Genomic DNA, 20465 nt, shown 5'->3' with positions numbered 1-20465 from the left:
CGTTGATGCTCTTGCCGCCGTCCGAGGACCCGCCGGCTCCGGCCCCGGAACAGGCGGTGGCGAGCAGGGCGGTGGCGGCGGCGCCGGCTATGAGGATGTGTCTGGTCGATCGCATGACTGACTCCAGGGAGTGTTCGAGGGCATGGGGAACCAGGACCCCGGCCTTACGGGGTGGGATGGGGAGATGAACTGCGGCTCAGGCCTGGATGACCTGGGGACCCAGCAGTGCGTATCGGTGGGCCTCGGAAGTGGGCAGCCCCGTGTCGGTGACGATGGCCTCGAAATCCGTAACCTTCGCGAACCGGCAGAAGCTCACGGCACCGAATTTCGTGTGGACGCCGGAGAACACCCGGCGTTTGGCGACCCGCATGACCTCGGCCTTCAGCTCACTGACCGCGGGGTCGGGGGTGGTGAGGCCGTACTCGCGGGATATGCCGTTCGCGCCGACGTACGCCAGGTCGATGACGAAGCCGGACAGCATGCGGGTCGCCCAGTGGTCGACCGTGGCAAGTGTGCCGCCGCGCACCCGGCCGCCGAGCAGCAGCACGGCGATGTTCTCGGCGGAAGCCAGGGCACCCGCTGTGGACAGCGAGGAGGTGACCACGGTCAGTGGCCGGTCGCGGGGGAGGGCGGCGGCGATGAGCTGTGGGGTGTAGCCCTCGTCGATGTAGACGGTCTCGGCGTCTCCGAGCAGTCCGGCCGCAGCGGCAGCGATCCGGGACTTCTCGGGGACGTGCATGGTGGTGCGGAAGGCGAGCGTGGTCTCGAAGCCCGCACTTTCCACGGGATGGGCACCGCCATGGGTACGCCGGACCAGCCCGTGCTCCTCCAGCACATTCAGATCGCGCCTCACGGTCTCCTTGGAGACCCCGAGGTCAGCGGCGAGCTTTCCGACGTCCACGGATCCGGTACGGCGTGCCGTTTCAAGGATTCCACGTCTGCGCTCATCGGCGTCCACGGCGACACCTCCGTTTCACGGCTCCGCATGCTCTGCCAGCCGGCGTCGGCTGTTTCCCGGAGCCCTGCCCGTTCGGGCTCCTGAGGCAATTTCTACAAGGCGGCCGCTCTGCTGACCAGGCTCCTCGTAGAGCACTTGATGACCGAATGTGCCCGTTTTCCGAAGGTCGGAGTCCCTGGATGATGCGGCTGAAGGGGTCCGGGCGAAAGGGTCCGCTGCCCGCTCGCCTACCGGGCGTGCCCGTGTGCTGCCCGTTTCCCAGCCGGATCAGGACACCGGACCGGGATCCGGTACGGCATTCAAGTCGCCCGCGCAGGCGACGCTGCGCGGGCACCTGCAGGAGGGCCGCTCCGCGATCCCGAAGGCGACCAAGCCCGCCCGCACCGCCGAGAGCTGGACGTCTTCGACTTCGAGCTCACCACGGAGCAGATTGCCGTGGTCGCCGCGCTCGACACCGGCGTTCGCGGCGGCCCCGATTGCGGGCCGGCTGTCGGTGCGCCGCCGGGTGCGATGGCGGTTTTCGGCACCCTGCAGGGAAGGGGCCCGACTTCCTCTCGCTGCGCGAACGGAACCTGCGGTGATCGCCGACGCGTCGAGCGCGGCGAGTTCGTCGACGGCGGTCCCGAGCGCCTCACACTCGGGTGGCCGTCGGCCTCCAGCGCAGCGGCCTGCTTTCCACGGCCCGGAGATGGTCCCGCAGCGCCCGCAGCACGGCGAGAACACCCGTACGAGTGGTGGCGGGACTCCAGCCCCGCGTGCTGCCGGACGCTGTCGGGGTGCTGCCCCACACCCGGCGGATGCCGTCGAGGGTGGCGTCTGCCCGTGGCGCAGCGGTCCTCGCGCAGGACCGTCCGGCCGTCGGAGCCGAGCCTGCCGTAACTGCCCACTGCGTGCCCGACGAGGTACGTTTGGTCGGCCGGTGGTGTGCGGTTATGTCGTTGTCTCGCAAGGACGTGGCCACCGCCCAGGCCTGCTGAAACCACAGGTCGTGTCCGGGACTGCCCTCCAGCCGGTGCCGACGAAGCCTCCAGGATGGCTGTCCTGGAGGCTTCCTATGCCTGGTTCAGGGGTGCCTGGTTGGGCGTAGTACGTCACCATGCGGTGGCCGGGGGTGCCTTCCAGTTCCATGGACTGGTAGCCGAGGGTGAGGTCGCCGACGTCGGGGTGGTGGAAGGTCTTGCGTCCATGGGAGTGGCCCTTGATGTCGTAGCGCTCCCACAGGCGGGCGAACTCCGGACTCTTGAGGAGGAGTTCACCGGCGAGCCGGGTGAGGTCGGGGGCGTCGGGGTCGGTGCCGGCCAGGGCGCGCAGGCGGGCGACGCAGCCGCGGACCTGGGTGGCCCAGTCGTGGAAGAGGGTGCGCGCGGTGGGGTGGAGGAAGACGTAGCGGGCGAGGTTGCGCTGCCTGACCGGCCACTCCTCCATGCCGGCCAGCAGTCTCAGCCCGCCCGGGTTGGCCGCGAGTAGGTCGTTGGTACGGCTGACCACGTGCGAAGGGTTCGGCCGCAGGCTCTCCAGCAGCAGCTTCACGCCCGGCCGGATGCTCCGGCTGGGCGGCGTCGGAGGTTCCGGCGCGGTGCGGGCGGCGAGGGCGGCCAGACTGCGCAGGTGCGCGTGTTCGTCCTGCTCCAGGTGCAGAGCACGGGCCAGGGCGTCGACGACGGACGGACTGGGCCGGGTTTCCTTGCCGCGTTCCAGGCGGCTGTAGTAGTCGATGCTGATGCCGGCGAGGGTGGCCAGCTCCTCACGGCGCAGCCCGGGCGTGCGGCGCGGTCCCGGGCCGACCGTGAGACCGGCCTCGGCGGGGGTGATCTGTGCCCGGCGGGCGCGCAGGAAGCTGCCCAGCTCGGTGCCCCCGCTGGTGGGCTGCTCACGTGTCATGCCTTCGAGTGTGCGGGTGCAGGTGACCTGTCGGTAGGGCACGTGGGGGCCCTGTCGTACCCCTGAACGCGGTTCCCCCGCACAGTGCGGTCTGGCACGTGACGCGTGCGCGAGGGAGCGTTACCGCTGTCGGAATCCCACCCCTGACAGTCCTGTACGCCGGGTGTCCGAGCGCCATGAGCGTGGTCGTGCGGTCCAAGGACAACATGGACACCGGGCTGCGCAGCGGTCCCGACCTCGAGGTCATCAAGCTGGACACGTTCGGCACCCGCTGACGGCGGTGGCGAGTGTGAGCGTGAAGCCGGCGGTCGGGTCGGCCCAAAGCTGATTTGTGCGAAGGCCCGCTTCGGCCATTTCTGCGCGCAGCCCGTCCGCGGTGAATTTGGCGCTGCGCTCGGTGATCCATTCCTCTCCGCGCCCGAAATGTACCGCCAAGTCAAGTTCCCGGACCTTGACGAGCTGCTCGACTCGGCTGCGCAGCCTCATCTCGATGTGACTTTCCGTGCTGTTCCACACCGCTACGTGGTCGAAGGCGTCGGGGTCGAAGTCGGCGTCCAAATCGCGGTTCAGGACGTGCAGCAGGTTTTTGTCGAACTCGGCCGTGACGCCCTGTCCGTCGTCATAGGCGGCGGTCATTTCGTGCTCCGTCTTGACCAGGTCGGCACCGATCAGAAGGAAGTCCTCGGGGCGCATGATGTCCCGAAGCCCGCGGAGGAAGGGGCCCCGGGCGGGGCGCCGGAAATTCCCCAGCGTGCTGCCGAGAAAAGCGATGAGCCGTGGGCCGTCCTCGGGCAGCGCCGGCAGGACGAGCGGAGCGGTGAAGTCGGCACGGAGGGCGTGCAGACGGATCCCCGGATAGTCCTGGACGAGTTGGGCGCTGGCCTGATGGAGTGCGTCCGCACTGACGTCGATGGGGACGTAGTGCAGGTCGGTCGGCCCCAGAGCCTCGATGATCAGCTTGGATTTCGTCGAACTGCCGGACCCGAGCTCGACCATGCTGCGGGCCCCCGTCCGCGCGGCCACGTCCCGGGCGTGGAGCTGGAGCAACCCCAGTTCCGCCCTCCACAAGGGGTATTCCGGGAGCTGGGTGATCTCCTCGAAGAGTTCGCTGCCCCGGGCATCGTAGAACCACGTGGGTGCCGTGGACTTGGGGGTGCTGGTCAGGCCACCCCGGATGTCAGCGCGCAGTGCCTTGGCGTAGTGCTCGGCGTCGAGGGTGTCGGTGTAGCCGTATGCGCGGGTGCCGGTCATGATTGCCTCATTCGGTCGACGTCGTGCCGGTGGGTACCTGGAGTGACTGCGGGAGCCAGAAGTCAGGCCCGGTTCTCCCCTTGAGTCGGACGCCTTGCTCGGGGTTGGGTCTGAACCTGAGCCCCCTGCGTCACCAGCCAGGGTCGACTGGCATTGGGAAAGGGACACAGTGAGGGGACTGCGAAGCGACGAGAGCGAAGACCTCTGACCGCCACTGAGGCAACACGACGTATGGGGGACACGGTGTTAGCCGCGACTCCGGGCAATTCTGTGATCCGTTCGAACAGTCCGCTGCCGCGGGCGTCGTGGAACCACTTGGGCGGCAGCGTCTTCGGGGTGCGGGTCAGGCCGTCCAGGACGTCGGCGCGCAGGTCGGCGTCCGTGGCGTCCTCGGGCAGGGTGCGGGTGAGAAGGAACGGGCTCACGCAGGGGGCTCCTTCGGCAGTGCGGATGACGTGTAGTCGTCGTTCGGGCTGGTGGGTTCCTCCAGCTCCTTGAGCGGGGTGAGCAGGACATCGGTGCGGCTCGCCGCGAGCAGCGTGCGGTCCGGGACCTCCACCCAGTGCGGATCGTCGTCGTACGGCTCGGACGCCACGACCGTGCTGCGGCCGGGCGCGGCGAGATACCAGAGGGTGTCGCCCCAGGCCGTCGCGGTGATCGTCTCGCCATTGGTGAGCAGCAGATTGAGCCGCGACCCGGGGGCCGCCCGGGAGACCTCCAGGACCGCGTCCGCCAGCGCCTGGCCCTCCTCGTCGCCGGCCCGCAGCCGGTTGAGGACCAGGGCCCACACGAGCGCGGAGTCGTTGCGGGCCTCCATCGACAGGACCTCGACGGCGGGCAGTTCGGCGGCGAGCGGCGCCAGCGACCGGGGCCACCCGGCGACCGCACCATTGTGGCTGAACAGCCAGGGCCCGGCCGTGAACGGCGCCGCCGCGGCCTCGTCGTCCGCGCCCGCCACCGTCGCGTCCCGTACGGCGGCCAGCAGTGCCCCGGTGCGGACGACCCGGGCGAGGTCCGCGAAGGACTGGTCGCCCCAGATCGGCCCGGCCCGCCGGTACCGCCCCGGCACCAGGTCCCCCTCGGCGTACCAGCCGACCCCGAAACCATCGGCGTTGACCGTCCCGTACCGCTGCCGCCGGGGCGCCCACGACTGCCGGAACAGACTGTGCGGAGGGTCCACCAGGACACCGCCCAGCGGCGACTCCGGGCCCAGATACGCGATATGACGGCACATCAGACCACCTCCGGGGAGGCGTCCCGCGCCGTGCGGAACCCGCTGAAGATCTGCCGCCGGATCGGGTAGTCCCAGTTGCGGAAGGTCCCCCGGCACGCCACCGGGTCCACGGCGAACGAACCACCGCGCAGCACCTTGTGCTCGGGGCCGAAGAACACCTCCGAGTACTCCTTGTACGGGAACGCCGTGAACCCCGGGTAGGGCAGGAAGTCGCTCGACGTCCACTCCCACACGTCACCGATCAACTGCCGTACGCCCAGCGGCGATTCGCCCGCCGCGTAGCTGCCTGCCGGTGCCGGGCGCAGATGCCGCTGCCCGAGGTTGGCGTGCTCGGGCAGCGGGTCGGCGTCGCCCCACGGGTGGCGGGTGGAGCGGCCGGTGACCGGGTCGTGTCGGGCGGCCTTCTCCCACTCGGCCTCCGTGGGCAGCCGGCGCCCCGCCCACCGGGCGTACGCGTCCGCCTCGTACCAGCACACGTGCAGCACCGGCTCGTCGGCCGGTACGACCTCGGTGACGCCGAAGCGCCGCCGCAGCCACTGCCGGCCGTCACGCCGCCAGAACAGCGGCGCGTGGATGCCGTGCGCACGGATGTGGTCCCAGCCCTCGGCCGTCCACCAGCGTTCGTCGTCGTAGCCGCCGTCCGCGATGAACGCCTGGTACGCGCCGTTCGTCACCGGCGTGGTGTCGATGTGGAACGCCGGGACGGTGCGCCGGTGCGCGGGCCGCTCGTTGTCCAGCGCCCATGGCTCGGTCGACGTGCCCATCATGAACTCACCGCCGGGCACGAGGACTTCGACGGGCCCTGTGAACAACGGGACGGGCTCCGGGTCCGGCGCCGACAGTACGGCGGGCCCCTTGCGGAGCTGATGGGTGATCAGCATCGTCTCGTCGTGCTGCTGTTCGTGCTGGGCGACCATGCCGAAGGCGAAGCCCGCGTCGGTGAGCCGGGTGCCGTGGAAGTCGGCGCTCTCCAGCACGTCAAGTGCCCGGCCGCGCACCTCGGCCAGATACCGCCGGGCCTCCTCGGGCGGCAGCAGCGGCAGCGAGGGCCGCGCGGCACGCGGATGCTCGAAGGCGTCGTACAGCCCGTCGATCTCGGGCCGCATCGCCTCACGCCCGGCGACGTTCCGCAGCAGCCACAACTCCTCCTGGTTGCCGATGTGGGCGAGGTCCCACACCAGCGGCGACATCAACGGCGAGTGCTGTGCGGTGAGATCGGGCTCGTCCACGGCGGTCGTCAGGAGCGCGGTGCGGGCCCGGGCCGTGGTCAGCGCCGCCAGCGCGCGCTCCCGGAGTATGTCGGGGTCGGCGTCGGCCGTCGGGGCCGGCGTCTCGGGTGCGGTCATGCGGGGATGTCCTTCCCGTGGAACAGGTCGAGCAGATCGTCGGCGGGGCAGCGGCCCCGGGCCACATAGCGGTCGGTGAACGCCACGACCGCTTCCTGCACTTCGGAACTCGCGCCGAGCCGGGGCAGCGCCTCGGCCGCCGCGGCGAAGCAGACGGCCGCCACCTCCCGCAGCTCCGGGTCGGCCAAGCCGTCACGCATGGCCGCGTCCCACAGCGGATTGCGCGGTGGCGGCTGCGAACCCGCCCGCTCCGCAAGGGGTTTGACGGTCCGATAGGCGGTCTCGGCGGCCTCCGGGTCGTCGAACAGCGCCGCCGTCACGGCGAGCGGCACGATCCAGCCGTCCTCACCGGGCTGCGCGTCGATCATGCGGAGCTCCATGTGGCCGCGCGGGCGCACCGGCGGGAACAGCGTCGTGAGGTGATAGTCGAGGTCGGCACGGCTCGGCGGGGTGTCGGATCTCGTCCACTCCCGGAACGTCATCGCTCCGGGCACACCCCAGGGGCCCTCGTCCGCCCGTACGCACATCACGGGCGCGTCCAGCACCAGCCGCGCCCATGCCGCGCGCGGGTCGCCGTCCAGCGCCGGGGCGTTCGTACGGGCCGGGTCCATCGCCGCCCACAGCGTCTGCCGGGTCGAACGCCAGCCGGTGATCCGGCCGCGCGCCAGCGGGGAGTGGGCGAACGCGGCCATCAGCACCGCGCCGAGCTGGTGCGACAGCCACCAGCGCCGCCGGTGGCCGAGGGGGCCCGGCTCCTCGTACCCGGCGTCGAGACACACCTGAACCGAGGCGGACGAGCACATCATGGACCGCCCCTCGGGGCCGAAGCGGTCGAGATAGACCTCCATCGCGTCGTACCGGGGCTCGTGGAGGTAGCGGGTCGGGGGGTTCCAGGGTTCGTGGCCGAAGCCGCTGATGCCGAGATCCGCCTCGCGCAGTGTCGCGCGCACGGCGGCGAGGTCGGCCGAGACGGACCCGACGCACTCCATCAGGGAGGCGGCCGGCGCCGAGCTGAGCTCCAGCTGGCCGCCGGGCTCGACGGTCAGCGGTGAGTTCAGGGTCAGGGTCCGCAGTGCGGCGTAGGCCGCTTCGAGTCGTGCGGGTGTTGCCGGGAGCCGCGGATCACGCAGCTCGTGGATGTGCCATTCCAGTTCGACACCGAGGGTGCGGGGTGGACCGGTCTTGAAGCAGATGCCCCGTACCAGGGCCTCCACCTCCGCCTCGGTGACCGCGGAGCGTTGCTCCGTACAGCCACTCAGCGAATCTGACATGTCGGGATCCTCCTGAGATGCCATCTCATCGGCCAAGCCGCCGATCCGTTTCCGATGGGGGCGGACCGGCGGTGCTCGTCCCACCCAAAACCCTTGCGCCGCTTTCGCACAAGGGGGCACATCGTGGCAATGCGGATCGACGATCTCTGTTTCCGGGAACTTCAGGCACCTCTTCCCGTACCCGTACCGGGCCATTCACGCGAGGAAACTCCGTTGCGCTCGCTCACCAGCATCGCCCAGGATGCGCCCATGAGCACGACGGGGGAGCACACGCGGGCAGCGCTCGCGGCGTACACGGGGGTGGCGCCATGAGCGCGCGTCTCCGCGGAATCGCACACGAGACCGAGCAGATCGTCGCGGCCGGGCGCTATCGCGCACCCGCCGGCCACGAGGTCTCCCTCACGACCGAGGTCGAGGCCGCACGGGCCGGCACCCGCCTGTACGGCCCCGACCCGGTGAAAACGCCGCACGCCAGTGCGGTGAAGCCGGTCATCGAGGTCACCGGCGAGAGCAGCCTGGAGGTCGCCCGCCGCCTCACGGCCACCGCCGACCCCGTGGCCGTCCTCAACTTCTCCTCCGCCCGCAACCCCGGCGGCGGCTACCTGAACGGCGCCCAGGCCCAGGAGGAAGCCCTCTGCCGGGCCTCCGCGCTCTACACCTGCGTCCGCGAGGCCCGCGCGTTCTACGACCACCACCGCACCCACCGAGACCCGTTCTACACGGACCGTGTCATCCACTCACCCGCCGTACCCGTCTTCCGGGACGACCGCGGCACCCTCCTCGACACCCCGTACACCACCGGCTTCCTGACCTCCGCGGCCCCGAACGCCTCGGTGATCCGGCGTACGGTGCCGGAACGCGCGCCCGAGCTACCACGAGCCCTGGCCGCACGCGCGGAACGCGTTCTGGAGACGGCGGCGGCGAACGGCTACCGCCGACTGGTCCTGGGCGCCTGGGGTTGCGGGGTGTTCGGCAACGACCCGAGGCAGGTGGCGGCAGCGTTCCGGGCCCTGCTCATGGACGGCGGCAGGTTCGAGAACCACTTCGAGCACGTGGTGTTCGGGGTACTGGACCGGACGAGGGGAGCGGTGGTCCGGTCCGCCTTCGAGCGAACGTTCGCAACAGCCGATCCCCTTTAGGAGCGCGGGGCTGTGTGGACATGCGGCTCCGCCGCGTGGGCGCGACCAGCCGCATCCGACCCGCAGTCGCGTTACGGCCTATCGCCACCCGTACCGTTCCCGCAACCGGTGCACAACGGCGTTGAACCGCATCCGGTCCAACGCGCACGCCTCCCGCCGCATCCCCGTCTCATGCAGCCGCAGCACCCGGTCCACATCCACCCAGGAATCCCGCCCCGACCGATCCCACGGCCCACTCCCGATCGGCACCCACTCCCGGTCCCCGTCATGCCGCTTGCTGGACAACTGCACGGCGAGCAACGTCCCCCGGGCCTCCCGGGCCACCACGAGCACGGGCCGATCCTTCCCCCGCCCGTCGTTCTCCTCGTACGGCACCCACGTCCAGACGATCTCCCCGGGGTCGGGATCCCCGTCGTGCGCGGGCGAGTACTCGGTACGCACCCGCCCGACATCACGGGGATCGGCCTCGGTGGTGGCGAAGGGGCCGTAGCGACCCGGCACATCCTGCTCGGCGAAGGAAGTCACGCCCCTCACGCTAGCCGTAGCTCCAACCCGCGCCCCGTCAGGGGCGCGGGGAACTGCGCGATCAACCACGAACGACCCGCGGCCAACCACCGCAGTCGGAGCTACGGCGCTAGGACTCCCGATCCACCGCCACCTTCTCCACAGGCACCCCGTTGACCCCGGCCGAGCCGCCGGCAGGCACATCGTTCTGGTTCATCGAGGACAGCAACTGCCGAGCCAGCCCCAGCCCCGTCCCACCCATCGTGAGCGCCTTGGCGAACATGTCCGCCATCCCGTCGGCCCCGTTGAGCAGCACCATGTTGTCGACGTTGCCGAACGCGGACGCGCCGGCCTGCACGATCTCCGGCCACCGCTCGGCCAGTTGCTGCGCGATCACCGCCTCCTGGTTCTCGGCCAGCGCGGTGGCCCGCGCCTTGATGCCCTCGGCCTCGGCGAGCCCCTTCGCCCGCGTGGCCTCGGCGGCGGCGAGCCCCTTGGCCTGCCGGGCTGCGGCCTCGGCCTCACCGGAGATCTGGGTGGCGGTCGCCTCGGCGGCAGCCGCGAGTTCGGTCTCCTTGGCCTTGGCCTGCGCGGCGGAGATACGGGCGTCGCGCTCGGCCTCGGCGAGAGTCCGTTTCTCGTAGGCCTTGGCGTCCGCCGGCTTGCGGACGTCCGCCTGGAGCTGCTGCTCGCGCCGGGCCGCCGCCAGCTCCGCGACCCGGGTCTCCTGGACGACGACCTCCTGCAGGGCGGCCGCCTCGGCGAGCGGGCCGGCCTGCTTGGACTCCGCCGCGGCCTTGTCCCGCTCGGCCTGGTAGCCGGCCTGGAGGATCTCGCTGTCCCGGGTGGCCTCCGCCATCCGCGCCGCGGCCATCTGCTCGGCCTCGGTGGCGAGCCGGTTGGCCTCGGCCTGCGCGATACGGGCGTCGCGCTGGACGGCCGCCGCGTGCGGCATGGCCAGGTTCTTGATGTAGCCGGTCGGGTCCTCGATCTCGTGGATCTGCAGCGAGTCGACGATCAGACCCAGCTTCTCCATCTCCGTACCGCACGCCGCCCGTGTCTGGCCGGTCAGCTTGTCGCGGTCGCGGATCATGTCCTCGACCGTCAACCCGCCCACGATGGAACGGAGATGACCGGCGAACACGTTGTGCACCCGCTCCGAGACGCGCTTCTGCTGGTCGAGGAAACGGCGGGCCGCGTTGGCGATGGACACGAAGTCGTCGCCCACCTTGAAGATGACCACGCCACGGATCTTCAGCGGAATGCCCTGGTGCGTCACACAGTCCACGGAAAGCTCGGTCTGGTTCAGGTCGAGCGAGAGCTTGCGCACCGCCTGCACACCGGGCAGCACGAGCGTGCCGCGCCCCGTGACGATACGGAAGTTCATGCCCTCCTCCAGACCCTCCATCTTGGTCTTGGAGCCGGAGATGATGAGCGCCTCGTTGGGTTCGGCGACCCGCCACATCAGTTTGAACAGACCGATCAGTACCAGGGCGGCTCCTACGGCCACCCCCGCGATCATGCCGATGAACATCGGCACACCCCCTCAGCCAGGTGCCCTTTCGGCACCGAACGTCGGGAGTGTCCCGCGTGTTTCAGCGGCGGTACAGGTACCGAGGGACCGTTGTTGCAGTCCTGATGCGAACCGGTGTCGGAAGACCGACAGACCGCGACCCGGGGACCCCACGAACCGTCAACTGTCGTACGCCGCCGACACATACACCGTGCGCGGCGGCAGATACTCCATCACCATCACGAGCGTTCCCGGCGCGATCCGGTCCTTCGCGGAGGCGGGGTACGCGAGAAAGTGCTCGGCGCCGCCCCGCACCCGGACGATCACCTCGCCGACGAGCCCGGGACCGACCGCACCGGTCACCCGTCCCATCAGCCCGATCATCGACGCTTCGTCCATGGTCACAGCGTACGGGTCACAGCGTAGGGGGCACATCGCGGCTGTCGAGCCCGCTCACACGAAAGCGCCGAACCCGCTCACACGAAAGCGCCGAGCCCGCTCACACGAAAGCGCCGAACCCGCTCACGCCGCAGGCGAATCCGCGGCGGTCCGCTGCGGCGGCCACCGTTCGTGCCAGCGCTGGTCCGCCTCCAACTGCGAGGCCAGCGACAGCAGGAGAGGCTCGCTGTTCGCCGGGCCGAGCAACTGCGCGCCCACCGGCAGCCCGTCGTCCACGAACCCCGCCGGGACGTTCACACCGGGCCAGCCCAGCACGTTCCACGGCCAGGCGTACGGGCAGGCCGCGATCATCGCGCGGTCGGTGCCGAGACCGCCGAGGTTCAGCATGGAGCCGACGCGCGGTGGGGGAGCGGCGGTCGTCGGCGCCAGCAGTACGTCGTACGACTCGAAGAGCGCGCCGATCCGCCGGTGCAGCGTGACCTCCGCGCGGCGGGCCAGCCGCAGGGGCGCTCCGCCGAGCAGCCGGCCCAGGCGGGCGGCGTCGAGGGTGCGCCGGTCGAGGAGGCTCTGCTCGGTGATGGCGCCGACCCGCTCGGCGATGCCGGCGGTGGCGCGCGGAATGAAGGTCAGCCCGATCTGCCCGTACCGAGGCTCCGCCTCCTCCACCACATGCCCGAGCGCGGCGAGGCGCTCCGCCACGGCCCGCACCCGCTCCTGTACGCGGGGATCGAGCCGCGCGGGCAACGCGGTGAACGGCGGCTTCAGGGACAGGGCGATTCTGAGCCGCCCCGGATCCCTCCCGACGGCCTCGGAGGCGTTGATGGCGGCGGGCCGGTGCAGGTCGCCCTCGTGGTTGCCGCAGGCCGCGTCCAGGAGGAGGGCGGCGTCGGCGACCGTGCGGGCGAGGGTGCCGTTGACGGTGATGCCCTGGAAGGACTCCGCGTGCGGCCAGGTCGAGATGCGGCCGCGCTGGGGCTTGATGCCGATGAGATGCGTCCAGGACGCCGGGATGCGCACCGAGCCGGCGCCGTCCGAGCCCAGCGCGGCCGGCACGAGCCCCGCGGCCACGGCCGCCGCCGAACCACCGGAGGAGCCGCCGGGTGTGTGGTCCGGGTGCCAGGGATTACGGGTGGCCCCGAACGCAGGCCCTTCCGTGAACGGCCACTGCCCCAGCTCGCACGTATTGGTCTTGCCGACGACGATCGCCCCGGCCGCGCGCAGCCGCCGTACGGCCTCGCCGTCCTCCGGCAGCGAGGGGAACTCGCCCTGGCAGCCGAACGCGGTCGGTTCGCCCGCCACGTCCATGTCGTCCTTCACGGCCACCGGCACGCCGAGCAGCGGCCGCCGCCCGCCCTCAGCCAACTCCTTGTCCGCCGCGTCGGCCTCCACCAGCGCCGCCTCGGCCCGCACCCGCCGAAACGCGTTCACCGTCCCCTGACTCGCCTCGATCCGGGCGAGCGTCCCCTCCACCAGCGCCCGCGACGTCACCTCCCCGGCAGCCAGCGCACGAGCACACTCCACGAGACCCGGCGCACGGTCGACACCCATACGGAACACCTCCGGAAGCAGGATTTCTACCGAACGGTAACGTCCGTACGGGCGAGACGGTACAGCGAGGACAACTTGCCTGACGGGGGCGGCGATTCGTCTTGGGGCGAGGGGCGAGGGGCGAGGGGCGAGGGGCGAGGGGCGAGGGGCGGGAGGGGGAGAGGTGAGGCAGCGACGATGGTGACGGCGGCGGCCGGCCTTGGCTCTGGTGAGCCGGAATCGTCGCACCGCAGCCGCAGCCGCAGCCGCAGCCGCAGCCGCAGCCGCAGCCGCAGCCGCAGCCGCAGACGTCTGCCGGACCCGGAGCTGCCGAGCCGCCCGCCGCCGCAGTTGCCGAGCCGTCGCAGCCCTGGTCGCCGAACCCTCCGCTGAAGCCGTGTCGCCGCCGAGCGCAGGCGCTCAGCCGCGCGCCAAGTGCCGCACCGCGTCCACAGTTCGTACCGTGACGCGTGCCAACGGTTCGTACCGCGATGATGGGCGCGACGGCAAGGCGCGCGGATGCCGTCGTACGGCGGTGATGCCCGCCATCCGGCGGGTGGCCCGCAGTGGGTCGCACGCCAGTCCGGGGTGCTCTCGGCAGCGCGTCGGAGCCGGCGAGGCCGACCGCGGTGGGTTGGCGGGCGACGGTGCGGCCGGTGTTGCCGGAGCGGCGCAGCCGACGGGCGTACCGGGCGGTGTTCGCACCCACATCGAACACACAGTTCACGCCATAGCTTTTGACATCGCCGCCATCTGGCGCCCGCACAGGCGGCCGGCCGCCGCCAGCTGCGGTCGGTGCTCGTCGGACGCCGCGTCGCGGGCCGACAGCGGCTGCGCCCCGCTGCCGCCGAGCCGGACGGCCCGTCGGTCGCCGGACGGGGGCGGGGGCCCCGGTAGCGCCGGCCGAGGGGCCCGCCACATGTCCTCGGCCAGGCGGGAGCCGTGTTCCGGTCGCCCGTCCTCACCAGCGGATCGGCCCCGGCCACCAGCGGAACCCCGGTGCGTCCGCCGTGCCGCGCGACCACGGCGGAGCCCTGCCCCCGGCTGTTCACCCGCACCCCGAGCCGGGGCGGAACGCCGAGCGGCCGTCTGTGCGGGGTCGCCATCGGCCCACCTTGTGGACATGGCGTGAAATGACTGCCGGGTTGAACAGATTTCGAACACATTCGCCAAACTGCCCAGCCACAAAGATCGGTGGCCCGAACCCGAGCTCCCGCAAGGCCGGTACTCCCCCGGCCGGAACGACCTTCACCGCTTCTGCAAGGATGCCGTCCTCATGGTGCAGATACCGAAAGAGCCCGCCCCGCCCTCGCCCCTGCAGCGATCCGTGCCCACGAGCGCCGATGTGGCACGACTCGCGGGTGTCTCACGCGCGACGGTCAGCTACGTCCTCAACAACACCAGCGCCGTCCGCATCAGCGAGCCCACCCGCCGCCGGGTCCACGAGGCCGCCAAGGAACTCGGCTACGTGCCCCACGCGGCGGCCCGCAGCCTGCGCGCCGGCCACAGCCGCCTGGTACTGATGCCCGCCCCGAACGTGCCCATCGGCCCGCTCTACAGCCAGTTCATCAACGAGATCCAATGGGCCCTCAGCCGTCTCGACTACACGGTCGTGCAGCACGGCGGCATCGGCCTGCGCGGTGACGACGCCGCCCGCGCCTGGGCCGAGCTGCGCCCAGTCGCGGTGATCGTGCCCGGTGTCGGCCTCGGCCCGCAGGGCGTGGCCGTCCTCAAGCGCTCCGGGGCCAAGGCTGTCGTCACCCTCACCCCCGAACCCGTCGAGGGCGCCCACGCGCTGATCCTGGACCACGCGGGCGTCGGCCACAGCGCCGGCCGGCACCTGGTCGAGCGCGGTCGCCGCCGCATCGGTGTCGTCGTGCCCGAGGAGCCCGGCTTCGGGGTGTTCTCCCAGCCCCGGCTCGCCGGCGTGCGACGCGCGGTACAGGGCACGGAGGCGACGGTCACCGAGCTGCCGCTGGCGTACGACGAGGCGGCCGCGGCCCGGCTCGCCCGCGACTGGCGCTCCCTCGGTCTGGATTCGGTGTTCGCGTACAACGACGAATACGCGATGCTCGTGATGCGGGCCCTGCAGGACGAGGGCATCGGCATCCCCGGGGAGACGGCCGTGGTCGGGGCCGACGACCTGATGCTCGGCCGGCTGCTGCGGCCGCGCCTCAGCACCGTCCACCTGGAGCTGCCGTCCGGACGTCACCTCGCGGAACTGGTCGACCGCGTGGTGCGCGACCCCGCGTCGGTCCCCACGACCCACGACGTACTGGGCGCGAGGATCGTCCACCGCGAATCGAGCTGAACGGACAGGGCGGGACCGTACCCCTCGCCTCGGGAGGCGCGTCATGCGCACGACGGGCGGCATCATCGGCGGCGGCCCCGCCGGGCTCCTCCTCGCCCGGCTGTTGCACCGGGCGGACATCGACTGCGTGGTCCTGGCGAGCCGGACCCGCGCGTACGTGGAACAGCGCCGGCGCGCCGGGATGCCGGAGCAGGGCACGGTCGACGCGCTGCGCGAGTGCGGCGCCGGCGAACGCCTGGAGATCGAGGGCCTGGTGCACAACGGCAACGAGCCGCGCTTCGACCGCGAGCGGCACCACCTCGACTTCCCGGTCCTCACCGGCGGCCGTACGGTAACGAGCTACGCCCGGACGGAGATCGTGAAGGACCTCGTCGCCCTCAACTCGCGGAGCGGTCACCGCTGTTGTTCGAGGCGGGGGCGATCGGCGTCGAGGGCGCGCTCGGCGAGCGGCCGGTGGTGCACTTCGTCCACGACGGCTACCAGGAGGAGCTGTCCTGCGAGTGGGTGGTCGGCTGCGACGGCTTCCACGGCATCTCCCGCCATGTGTTCCCCGCCGCGACCCGCCGTGTGTACGAGCACGAACACCCGTACTCCTGGCTCGGCGTCCTGGCCGAAGTCCCGCCGTCCTGCGATGAGTTGATCTACGCGCGCGGCGAACACAACTCCTCGAGCGGTACTCGGAGTTGTGCCTGGACCGGGTCTGGCAGGCGACCCGCTTCTCGTACGACATGACCAGGATGCTGCACACCCGGCCGGAGGGTGGCGCCTTCGACCACCGACTCCAGCTCGCCCGGCTGCGCCGGATCACGGCGTCCCGGCAGGCGGACGCCGAACTGTCCGTCGACTACACGGGGCTACCGCCGACCTGGTGACCCGGCCGGCTCACTGCCCGTTCTGCTCGACCTGCGCCTGCTGCTCGGCGACGGCCCTGCGGACCTCGTCCATGTCCAGCTTGCGGGCCTGCCCGATGACATCGGTCAGCGCGGCCTCGGGCAGCGCGCCCGGCTGCGCGAACACGGCGACCTGGTCACGGACGATCATCAGCGTCGGGATCGACTGGATACCGAAGGCCGAGGCCAGTTCCGGCTGCGCCTCGGTGTCCACCTTGCCGAACACCAGGTCCGGGTTGTCGTCGGCGGCCTTCTCGTAGACCGGGGCGAACTGCCGGCACGGCCCGCACCACGACGCCCAGAAGTCGATCAGGACGAACTCGTTGTCGGTGACCGTCTGGTCGAAGTTCTCCTTGGTGAGCTCAACGGTGCTGCTCATGGCGTGCATCCCTCTTCCTGGTATCGGTGCTCGGGGCGAGCCGCACTCGACAACGCCGCCCCGCGGTGGCGTATTCCGCGCGCGTACCCGTTTGGCCACCGCGCACACCAACAACCAGACTGACCCCATGACGGATACGGAAATCACCGAAACCACCGAGGACGCAGAAGAAGCGACGACGACCGAGTACGACGTCGTGGTGCTCGGTGCCGGACCCGTGGGGGAGAACGTCGCCGACCGCACCCGCGCGGCCGGCCTGTCCACCGCGGTCGTCGAGAGCGAGCTGGTCGGCGGCGAGTGCTCGTACTGGGCGTGCATGCCCAGCAAGGCCCTGCTGCGCCCCGCGATCGCCCGCGCCGACGCCGGCCGCGTACCCGGCCTGCGCCACCTGGTCGAGGGCCCGCTGGACGCCGCCGAAGTGCTCGCCCACCGCGACTACGAGACCGCCCACTGGAAGGACGACGGCCAGGTCGGCTGGCTGGAGAGCATCGGGGCGGCGCTGTACCGCGGCCACGCGCGTCTCGCCGGGCCCCGCCGCGTGGTCGTGGACGCCCCCGACGGCGGGCGCCACGTCCTCACCGCCCGGCACGCGGTGGTGGTCTCCACCGGCAGCCGCGCCCTTCTGCCCGACCTGCCGGGACTCGCGCAGGTCAGGCCCTGGACGAGCCGCGAGGCCACCAGCGCGCAGGAGGTCCCCGGCCGGCTGATCGTCGTCGGCGGCGGTGTCGTCGCCGTCGAGATGGCCACCGCCTGGCGGTCCCTCGGCTCCGAGGTCACCGTCCTCGTCCGCGGCAAGGGCCTGCTGCCCCGCATGGAGCCGTTCGCCGGTGAACTGATCGCCGACGCGCTCGTCGAGTCGGGCGTGGACGTCCGCACCGGTACGTCCGTGACGGCGGTGTCCCGTGAGAACGGGACCGTGGTGGCCCTCACCGACACCGGCGACCGTCTGGAGGCCGACGAGATCCTCTTCGCCACCGGCCGCGCCCCGCGCACCGACGACCTCGGCCTCGACACCGTCGGCCTGGAATCCGGCTCGTGGCTGCCCGTCGACGACAGCCTCCGGGTGACGGGCAGCGAGTGGCTGTACGCGGTCGGCGACGTCAACCACCGGGCGCTGCTCACCCACCAGGGCAAGTACCAGGCCCGGATCGCCGGGGCCGCCATCGCCGCCCGCGCGGCCGGAGTCCCGCTCCTGGCGAGCGACCCCTGGGGCGCCCACGCGGCCACCGCCGACCACGCCGCCGTCCCCCAGGTCGTCTTCACCGACCCCGAGGCCGCCGCCGTCGGCCTCTCCCTCGCCGAGGCCGAACAGGCAGGCCACCGGGTCCGCGCGGTCGACGTCGAGTTCTCCTCCGTCGCGGGGGCGGGCCTCTACGCCGACGGCTACCGGGGCCGCGCCCGCATGGTCGTCGACCTGGACCGCGAGATCCTCCGCGGCGTCACCTTCGTCGGCCCCGCCGTCGGCGAACTCATCCACTCCGCCACCGTCGCCGTCGCCGGGGAGGTCCCGATCGGCCGCCTCTGGCACGCGGTGCCCTCGTACCCGACGATCAGCGAGGTGTGGCTGCGACTGCTGGAGGCGTACCGGGGCTGAACCGGCCGGTCCGGGCGCTCAGTCGGGCAGGAGGAAGCCCATCGCCCGGGCGGCGTTGGCCGGAGTGGGGTCGTTCCAGCGGTCGGCCATCGCCTGGTTCGAGGAGAGCGAGCGCAACTCGGCGTGGTCGAGGTAGAGCGTGCCGTTGAGGTGGTCCGTCTCGTGCTGGACGATACGGGCGGGCCACCCCGAGAACTCCTCGTCCACCGCCCGCCCGTGCTCGTCGACCGCCCGTAGCCGCACCTTGGCGTACCGGGCCACCACGGCCTGCCAGCCCGGCACGCTCAGACAGCCCTCGAAGAACGCGTCACGGTACGACCCGACGGCCTCGTACGCCGGATTGACCAGGACGCGGAACGGCTGCGGGACCCGGCCCCGGGCGAGCCGCACCTCCTCCGGGACCGGCGCGGGGTCCTCGATCACCGCGATGCGCAGGGACACCCCGACCTGGGGTGCGGCGAGGCCGACGCCGGGTGCCGCGTGCATGGTGGCGCGCAGGGCGGCGACGAAGCGGGCCAGGAGGCCGGGGTCCAGCTGGCCGGTGAAGGGCGCGGCGGTGCGGCGCAGTACCGGATCGCCCGCGGCGACGATCGGCAGCGGCCCCTCGTGGGCGAGGAGTTCCTCGACCCGGTCGCTCAGGGGGCGGGACTCGGTGCGATCACGTTCGGAAGCCATCGAGCCAGGATGCCAACCGGAATCGCGCGATGCGAGGCGGCTCTCACGGAGGCACACCCTCGGGCGGGCACGTGACACCGGAGGTTCGTGTGACCCGCATCACACGCGATGCCGGGAACTCGGAGCCCGCACACCCCGACTACTGAACCGCCACGACGTCCCCGCATCCCGGAGCATCCGCCGATGACCATCGCCCCCTCGACCGAGACGGACGAGCCCCAGAAACCCGTCGCCAAGCCCGACGGCACGACGAAGGGCTGGGCTTCGCTCAGGCCGCTCGTCCTGCGGCTGCACTTCTACGCGGGCGTCCTCGTCGCCCCGTTCCTGCTGGTCGCCGCCCTGACGGGCGGGCTGTACGCCGCCTCGTTCACGATCGAGAAGATCGTCTACGCGGACCGGACGACCGTCGCCGAGGTGGGCGACGAGCAGCTGCCGATCTCCGAGCAGGTGGCCGCCGCCCGCAAGGCACACCCCGAGGGCACCATCTCCGCCGTACGCCCCTCCCCGGAGGACGACGCGACGACCCGGGTGATGCTGACGGGTGTCGAGGGCATCGACGAGACCAACACGCTCGCGGTGTTCGTCGACCCGTACACGGCGGAGGTGCGCGGCGCCCTGGAGCAGTACGGGTCGACGGGCGCGCTGCCCGTGCGGACCTGGATCGACAAGTTCCACGCCAACCTCCAGCTCGGCGAGACCGGCCGCCTCTACAGCGAACTCGCCGCCAGCTGGCTGTGGGTCATCTCGGGCGGTGGCCTCGTGCTCTGGTTCGCCCGCCGCCGCGCCCAGCGCAAGGTGCGCGGCACCAGTGGCCGCCGCCGCACCCTGGGCCTGCACGGCACGGTCGGTGTCTGGGCCGCCGCCGGGTTCTTCTTCCTCTCGGCGACGGGTCTGACCTGGTCGACGTACGCCGGCGCCAACATCGAGGTCCTGCGCACCGAGCTCCACCAGGCGACCCCGGCCATCTCGGCCACGGCGGGCGACCACGGCGGTCACGACGCCGCCTCGGCGGAGGGGGACGCCGCCGCGGAGGGCGACCTGGACGAGATCCTCGCCGCCGCGCGCGCCGAGGGCCTAGGCGACCCGGTGGAGATCGTGCCGCCCGCCGACGCGTCCTCCACCTACGTGGTCAAGCAGGTCCAGCGCAGCTGGCCCACCAAACAGGACGCGGTCGCCGTGGACCCGGCGACCTCCGAGGTCACCGATACGCTCCGGTTCGCCGACTTCCCGATCCTCGCCAAGCTGTCCCGCTGGGGCATCGACGCCCACACCGGCGTCCTGTTCGGCCTGGCCAACCAGATCCTCCTGATGGCCCTCGCGGCCTCCCTGGTCGTACTGATCCTCTGGGGCTACCGCATGTGGTGGCAGCGCGGCCGCGCCTCGTCCTTCGGCCGCCCGATCCCCCGCGGATCCTGGCAGCAGGTACCGCCCCAGATCCTGGTCCCCGCCCTCGCCCTCATCGCCGTCCTCGGCTACTTCGTGCCCCTCCTCGGCATCCCGCTCGCCGCGTTCATCGCGGTGGACGTCGTGCTGGGCGAGATCGCGTACCGGCGCGGCAAGCGGTCGTACGGAGGCCGGGTGGAGGCGAAGTAG

General features: G+C 71.7%; 16 protein-coding genes and 2 pseudogenes. 5 read left to right on the top strand and 13 right to left on the bottom strand.

What is annotated here, in order from left to right; genetic code table 11:
- Nucleotides 1-196 precede the first annotated feature (196 nt).
- The 7 genes and pseudogenes from ACFU53_RS36685 to egtA all read right to left on the bottom strand — a co-directional run bounded on the left by ACFU53_RS36685 (nt 197) and on the right by egtA (nt 7941).
- Nucleotides 197-958 (bottom strand): DeoR/GlpR family DNA-binding transcription regulator, encoded by a 762-nt coding sequence (locus ACFU53_RS36685; protein ID WP_384002649.1) that lies wholly within the window; start codon nt 956-958, stop codon nt 197-199.
- A 930-nt stretch (nt 959-1888) separates the two neighbouring features.
- Nucleotides 1889-2839 (bottom strand): helix-turn-helix transcriptional regulator, encoded by a 951-nt coding sequence (locus ACFU53_RS36680; RefSeq protein ID WP_384002647.1) that lies wholly within the window; start codon nt 2837-2839, stop codon nt 1889-1891.
- A 246-nt stretch (nt 2840-3085) separates the two neighbouring features.
- Nucleotides 3086-4090: an L-histidine N(alpha)-methyltransferase gene (gene egtD / locus ACFU53_RS36675; protein ID WP_384002644.1), complete on the bottom strand. Its 1005-nt coding sequence runs from the start codon at nt 4088-4090 to the stop codon at nt 3086-3088.
- A gap of 260 nt (nt 4091-4350) precedes the next feature.
- Nucleotides 4351-4515: pseudogene (locus ACFU53_RS36670) on the bottom strand (L-histidine N(alpha)-methyltransferase); the annotation flags it as partial.
- Nucleotides 4512-5324 (bottom strand): ergothioneine biosynthesis protein EgtC, encoded by an 813-nt coding sequence (egtC, locus tag ACFU53_RS36665; RefSeq protein ID WP_384002641.1) that lies wholly within the window; start codon nt 5322-5324, stop codon nt 4512-4514. The pseudogene ACFU53_RS36670 and the gene egtC, both read right to left, overlap by 4 nt.
- Nucleotides 5324-6670 (bottom strand): ergothioneine biosynthesis protein EgtB, encoded by a 1347-nt coding sequence (gene egtB / locus ACFU53_RS36660; RefSeq protein WP_384002638.1) that lies wholly within the window; start codon nt 6668-6670, stop codon nt 5324-5326. Before egtB ends, egtC begins: the two co-directional genes overlap by 1 nt.
- Complete coding sequence (gene egtA, locus ACFU53_RS36655) at nt 6667-7941, bottom strand: ergothioneine biosynthesis glutamate--cysteine ligase EgtA (protein WP_384002635.1); 1275 nt, start codon at nt 7939-7941, stop codon at nt 6667-6669. The genes egtB and egtA overlap by 4 nt, the downstream gene beginning before the upstream one ends.
- 308 nt (nt 7942-8249) lie before the next feature.
- On the opposite strand from egtA, the gene ACFU53_RS36650 reads away from it, so the two are divergent.
- Entirely contained in the window at nt 8250-9080 is an 831-nt protein-coding gene (locus ACFU53_RS36650; protein WP_384002632.1) for a TIGR02452 family protein, read from the top strand.
- A 78-nt stretch (nt 9081-9158) separates the two neighbouring features.
- On the opposite strand, the gene ACFU53_RS36645 is transcribed toward ACFU53_RS36650, so the two are convergent.
- The 4 genes from ACFU53_RS36645 to ACFU53_RS36630 form a co-directional block, all read right to left on the bottom strand.
- Entirely contained in the window at nt 9159-9605 is a 447-nt protein-coding gene (locus tag ACFU53_RS36645; RefSeq protein WP_384002629.1) for a type II toxin-antitoxin system PemK/MazF family toxin, read from the bottom strand.
- A gap of 109 nt (nt 9606-9714) precedes the next feature.
- On the bottom strand, nt 9715-11118 hold the full coding sequence (locus ACFU53_RS36640; RefSeq protein WP_384002627.1) for a flotillin family protein: 1404 nt from the start codon (nt 11116-11118) through the stop codon (nt 9715-9717).
- A gap of 159 nt (nt 11119-11277) precedes the next feature.
- Nucleotides 11278-11502 (bottom strand): hypothetical protein, encoded by a 225-nt coding sequence (locus ACFU53_RS36635; RefSeq protein WP_384002624.1) that lies wholly within the window; start codon nt 11500-11502, stop codon nt 11278-11280.
- Nucleotides 11503-11619: 117 nt separating this feature from the next.
- On the bottom strand, nt 11620-13044 hold the full coding sequence (locus ACFU53_RS36630; protein WP_384002621.1) for an amidase: 1425 nt from the start codon (nt 13042-13044) through the stop codon (nt 11620-11622).
- 1255 nt (nt 13045-14299) lie between these two features.
- Here ACFU53_RS36630 and ACFU53_RS36625 point away from each other — a divergent pair.
- On the top strand, nt 14300-15334 hold the full coding sequence (locus tag ACFU53_RS36625) for a LacI family DNA-binding transcriptional regulator (RefSeq protein WP_384002618.1): 1035 nt from the start codon (nt 14300-14302) through the stop codon (nt 15332-15334).
- A 43-nt stretch (nt 15335-15377) separates the two neighbouring features.
- Nucleotides 15378-16206 (top strand): annotated as a pseudogene (locus ACFU53_RS36620) (FAD-dependent monooxygenase).
- Between the two features lie 10 nt (nt 16207-16216).
- Here the strand turns inward: ACFU53_RS36620 and trxA are convergent.
- The gene (gene trxA, locus ACFU53_RS36615) at nt 16217-16603 is read right to left on the bottom strand and encodes a thioredoxin (protein WP_384002615.1); all 387 of its coding nucleotides are present in this window, start codon (nt 16601-16603) and stop codon (nt 16217-16219) included.
- Nucleotides 16604-16730: 127 nt separating this feature from the next.
- Here trxA and ACFU53_RS36610 point away from each other — a divergent pair, with 127 nt between their 5' ends.
- The gene (locus tag ACFU53_RS36610) at nt 16731-18197 is read left to right on the top strand and encodes a dihydrolipoyl dehydrogenase family protein (protein ID WP_384002612.1); all 1467 of its coding nucleotides are present in this window, start codon (nt 16731-16733) and stop codon (nt 18195-18197) included.
- An 18-nt stretch (nt 18198-18215) separates the two neighbouring features.
- Here ACFU53_RS36610 and ACFU53_RS36605 read toward each other — a convergent pair whose 3' ends face one another.
- Nucleotides 18216-18872, bottom strand: coding sequence for a peptide deformylase (locus tag ACFU53_RS36605; RefSeq protein WP_384002609.1), 657 nt, complete (start codon nt 18870-18872; stop codon nt 18216-18218).
- A gap of 183 nt (nt 18873-19055) precedes the next feature.
- Here ACFU53_RS36605 and ACFU53_RS36600 point away from each other — a divergent pair, with 183 nt between their 5' ends.
- The gene (locus ACFU53_RS36600; protein ID WP_384002606.1) at nt 19056-20465 is read left to right on the top strand and encodes a PepSY-associated TM helix domain-containing protein; all 1410 of its coding nucleotides are present in this window, start codon (nt 19056-19058) and stop codon (nt 20463-20465) included.

The organism is Streptomyces sp. NPDC057474, from assembly GCF_042802555.1.
In the GTDB taxonomy this organism is placed as follows: domain Bacteria; phylum Actinomycetota; class Actinomycetes; order Streptomycetales; family Streptomycetaceae; genus Streptomyces.
This window is presented reverse-complemented; position numbering and strand designations above follow the sequence as displayed.

Bases quoted from the DNA above. Each gene is read 5' to 3' on its own strand.
- ACFU53_RS36680 (WP_384002647.1), bottom strand. From the start codon at position 2,839: ATGACACGTGAGCAGCCCACCAGCGGGGGCACCGAGCTGGGCAGCTTC.
- egtD (WP_384002644.1), bottom strand. From the start codon at position 4,090: ATGACCGGCACCCGCGCATACGGCTACACCGACACCCTCGACGCCGAG.
- egtC (WP_384002641.1), bottom strand. From the start codon at position 5,324: ATGTGCCGTCATATCGCGTATCTGGGCCCGGAGTCGCCGCTGGGCGGT.
- egtB (WP_384002638.1), bottom strand. From the start codon at position 6,670: ATGACCGCACCCGAGACGCCGGCCCCGACGGCCGACGCCGACCCCGAC.
- egtA (WP_384002635.1), bottom strand. From the start codon at position 7,941: ATGTCAGATTCGCTGAGTGGCTGTACGGAGCAACGCTCCGCGGTCACC.
- ACFU53_RS36650 (WP_384002632.1), top strand. From the start codon at position 8,250: ATGAGCGCGCGTCTCCGCGGAATCGCACACGAGACCGAGCAGATCGTC.
- ACFU53_RS36640 (WP_384002627.1), bottom strand. From the start codon at position 11,118: ATGTTCATCGGCATGATCGCGGGGGTGGCCGTAGGAGCCGCCCTGGTA.
- ACFU53_RS36630 (WP_384002621.1), bottom strand. From the start codon at position 13,044: ATGGGTGTCGACCGTGCGCCGGGTCTCGTGGAGTGTGCTCGTGCGCTG.
- ACFU53_RS36625 (WP_384002618.1), top strand. From the start codon at position 14,300: ATGGTGCAGATACCGAAAGAGCCCGCCCCGCCCTCGCCCCTGCAGCGA.
- trxA (WP_384002615.1), bottom strand. From the start codon at position 16,603: ATGAGCAGCACCGTTGAGCTCACCAAGGAGAACTTCGACCAGACGGTC.
- ACFU53_RS36610 (WP_384002612.1), top strand. From the start codon at position 16,731: ATGACGGATACGGAAATCACCGAAACCACCGAGGACGCAGAAGAAGCG.
- ACFU53_RS36605 (WP_384002609.1), bottom strand. From the start codon at position 18,872: ATGGCTTCCGAACGTGATCGCACCGAGTCCCGCCCCCTGAGCGACCGG.
- ACFU53_RS36600 (WP_384002606.1), top strand. From the start codon at position 19,056: ATGACCATCGCCCCCTCGACCGAGACGGACGAGCCCCAGAAACCCGTC.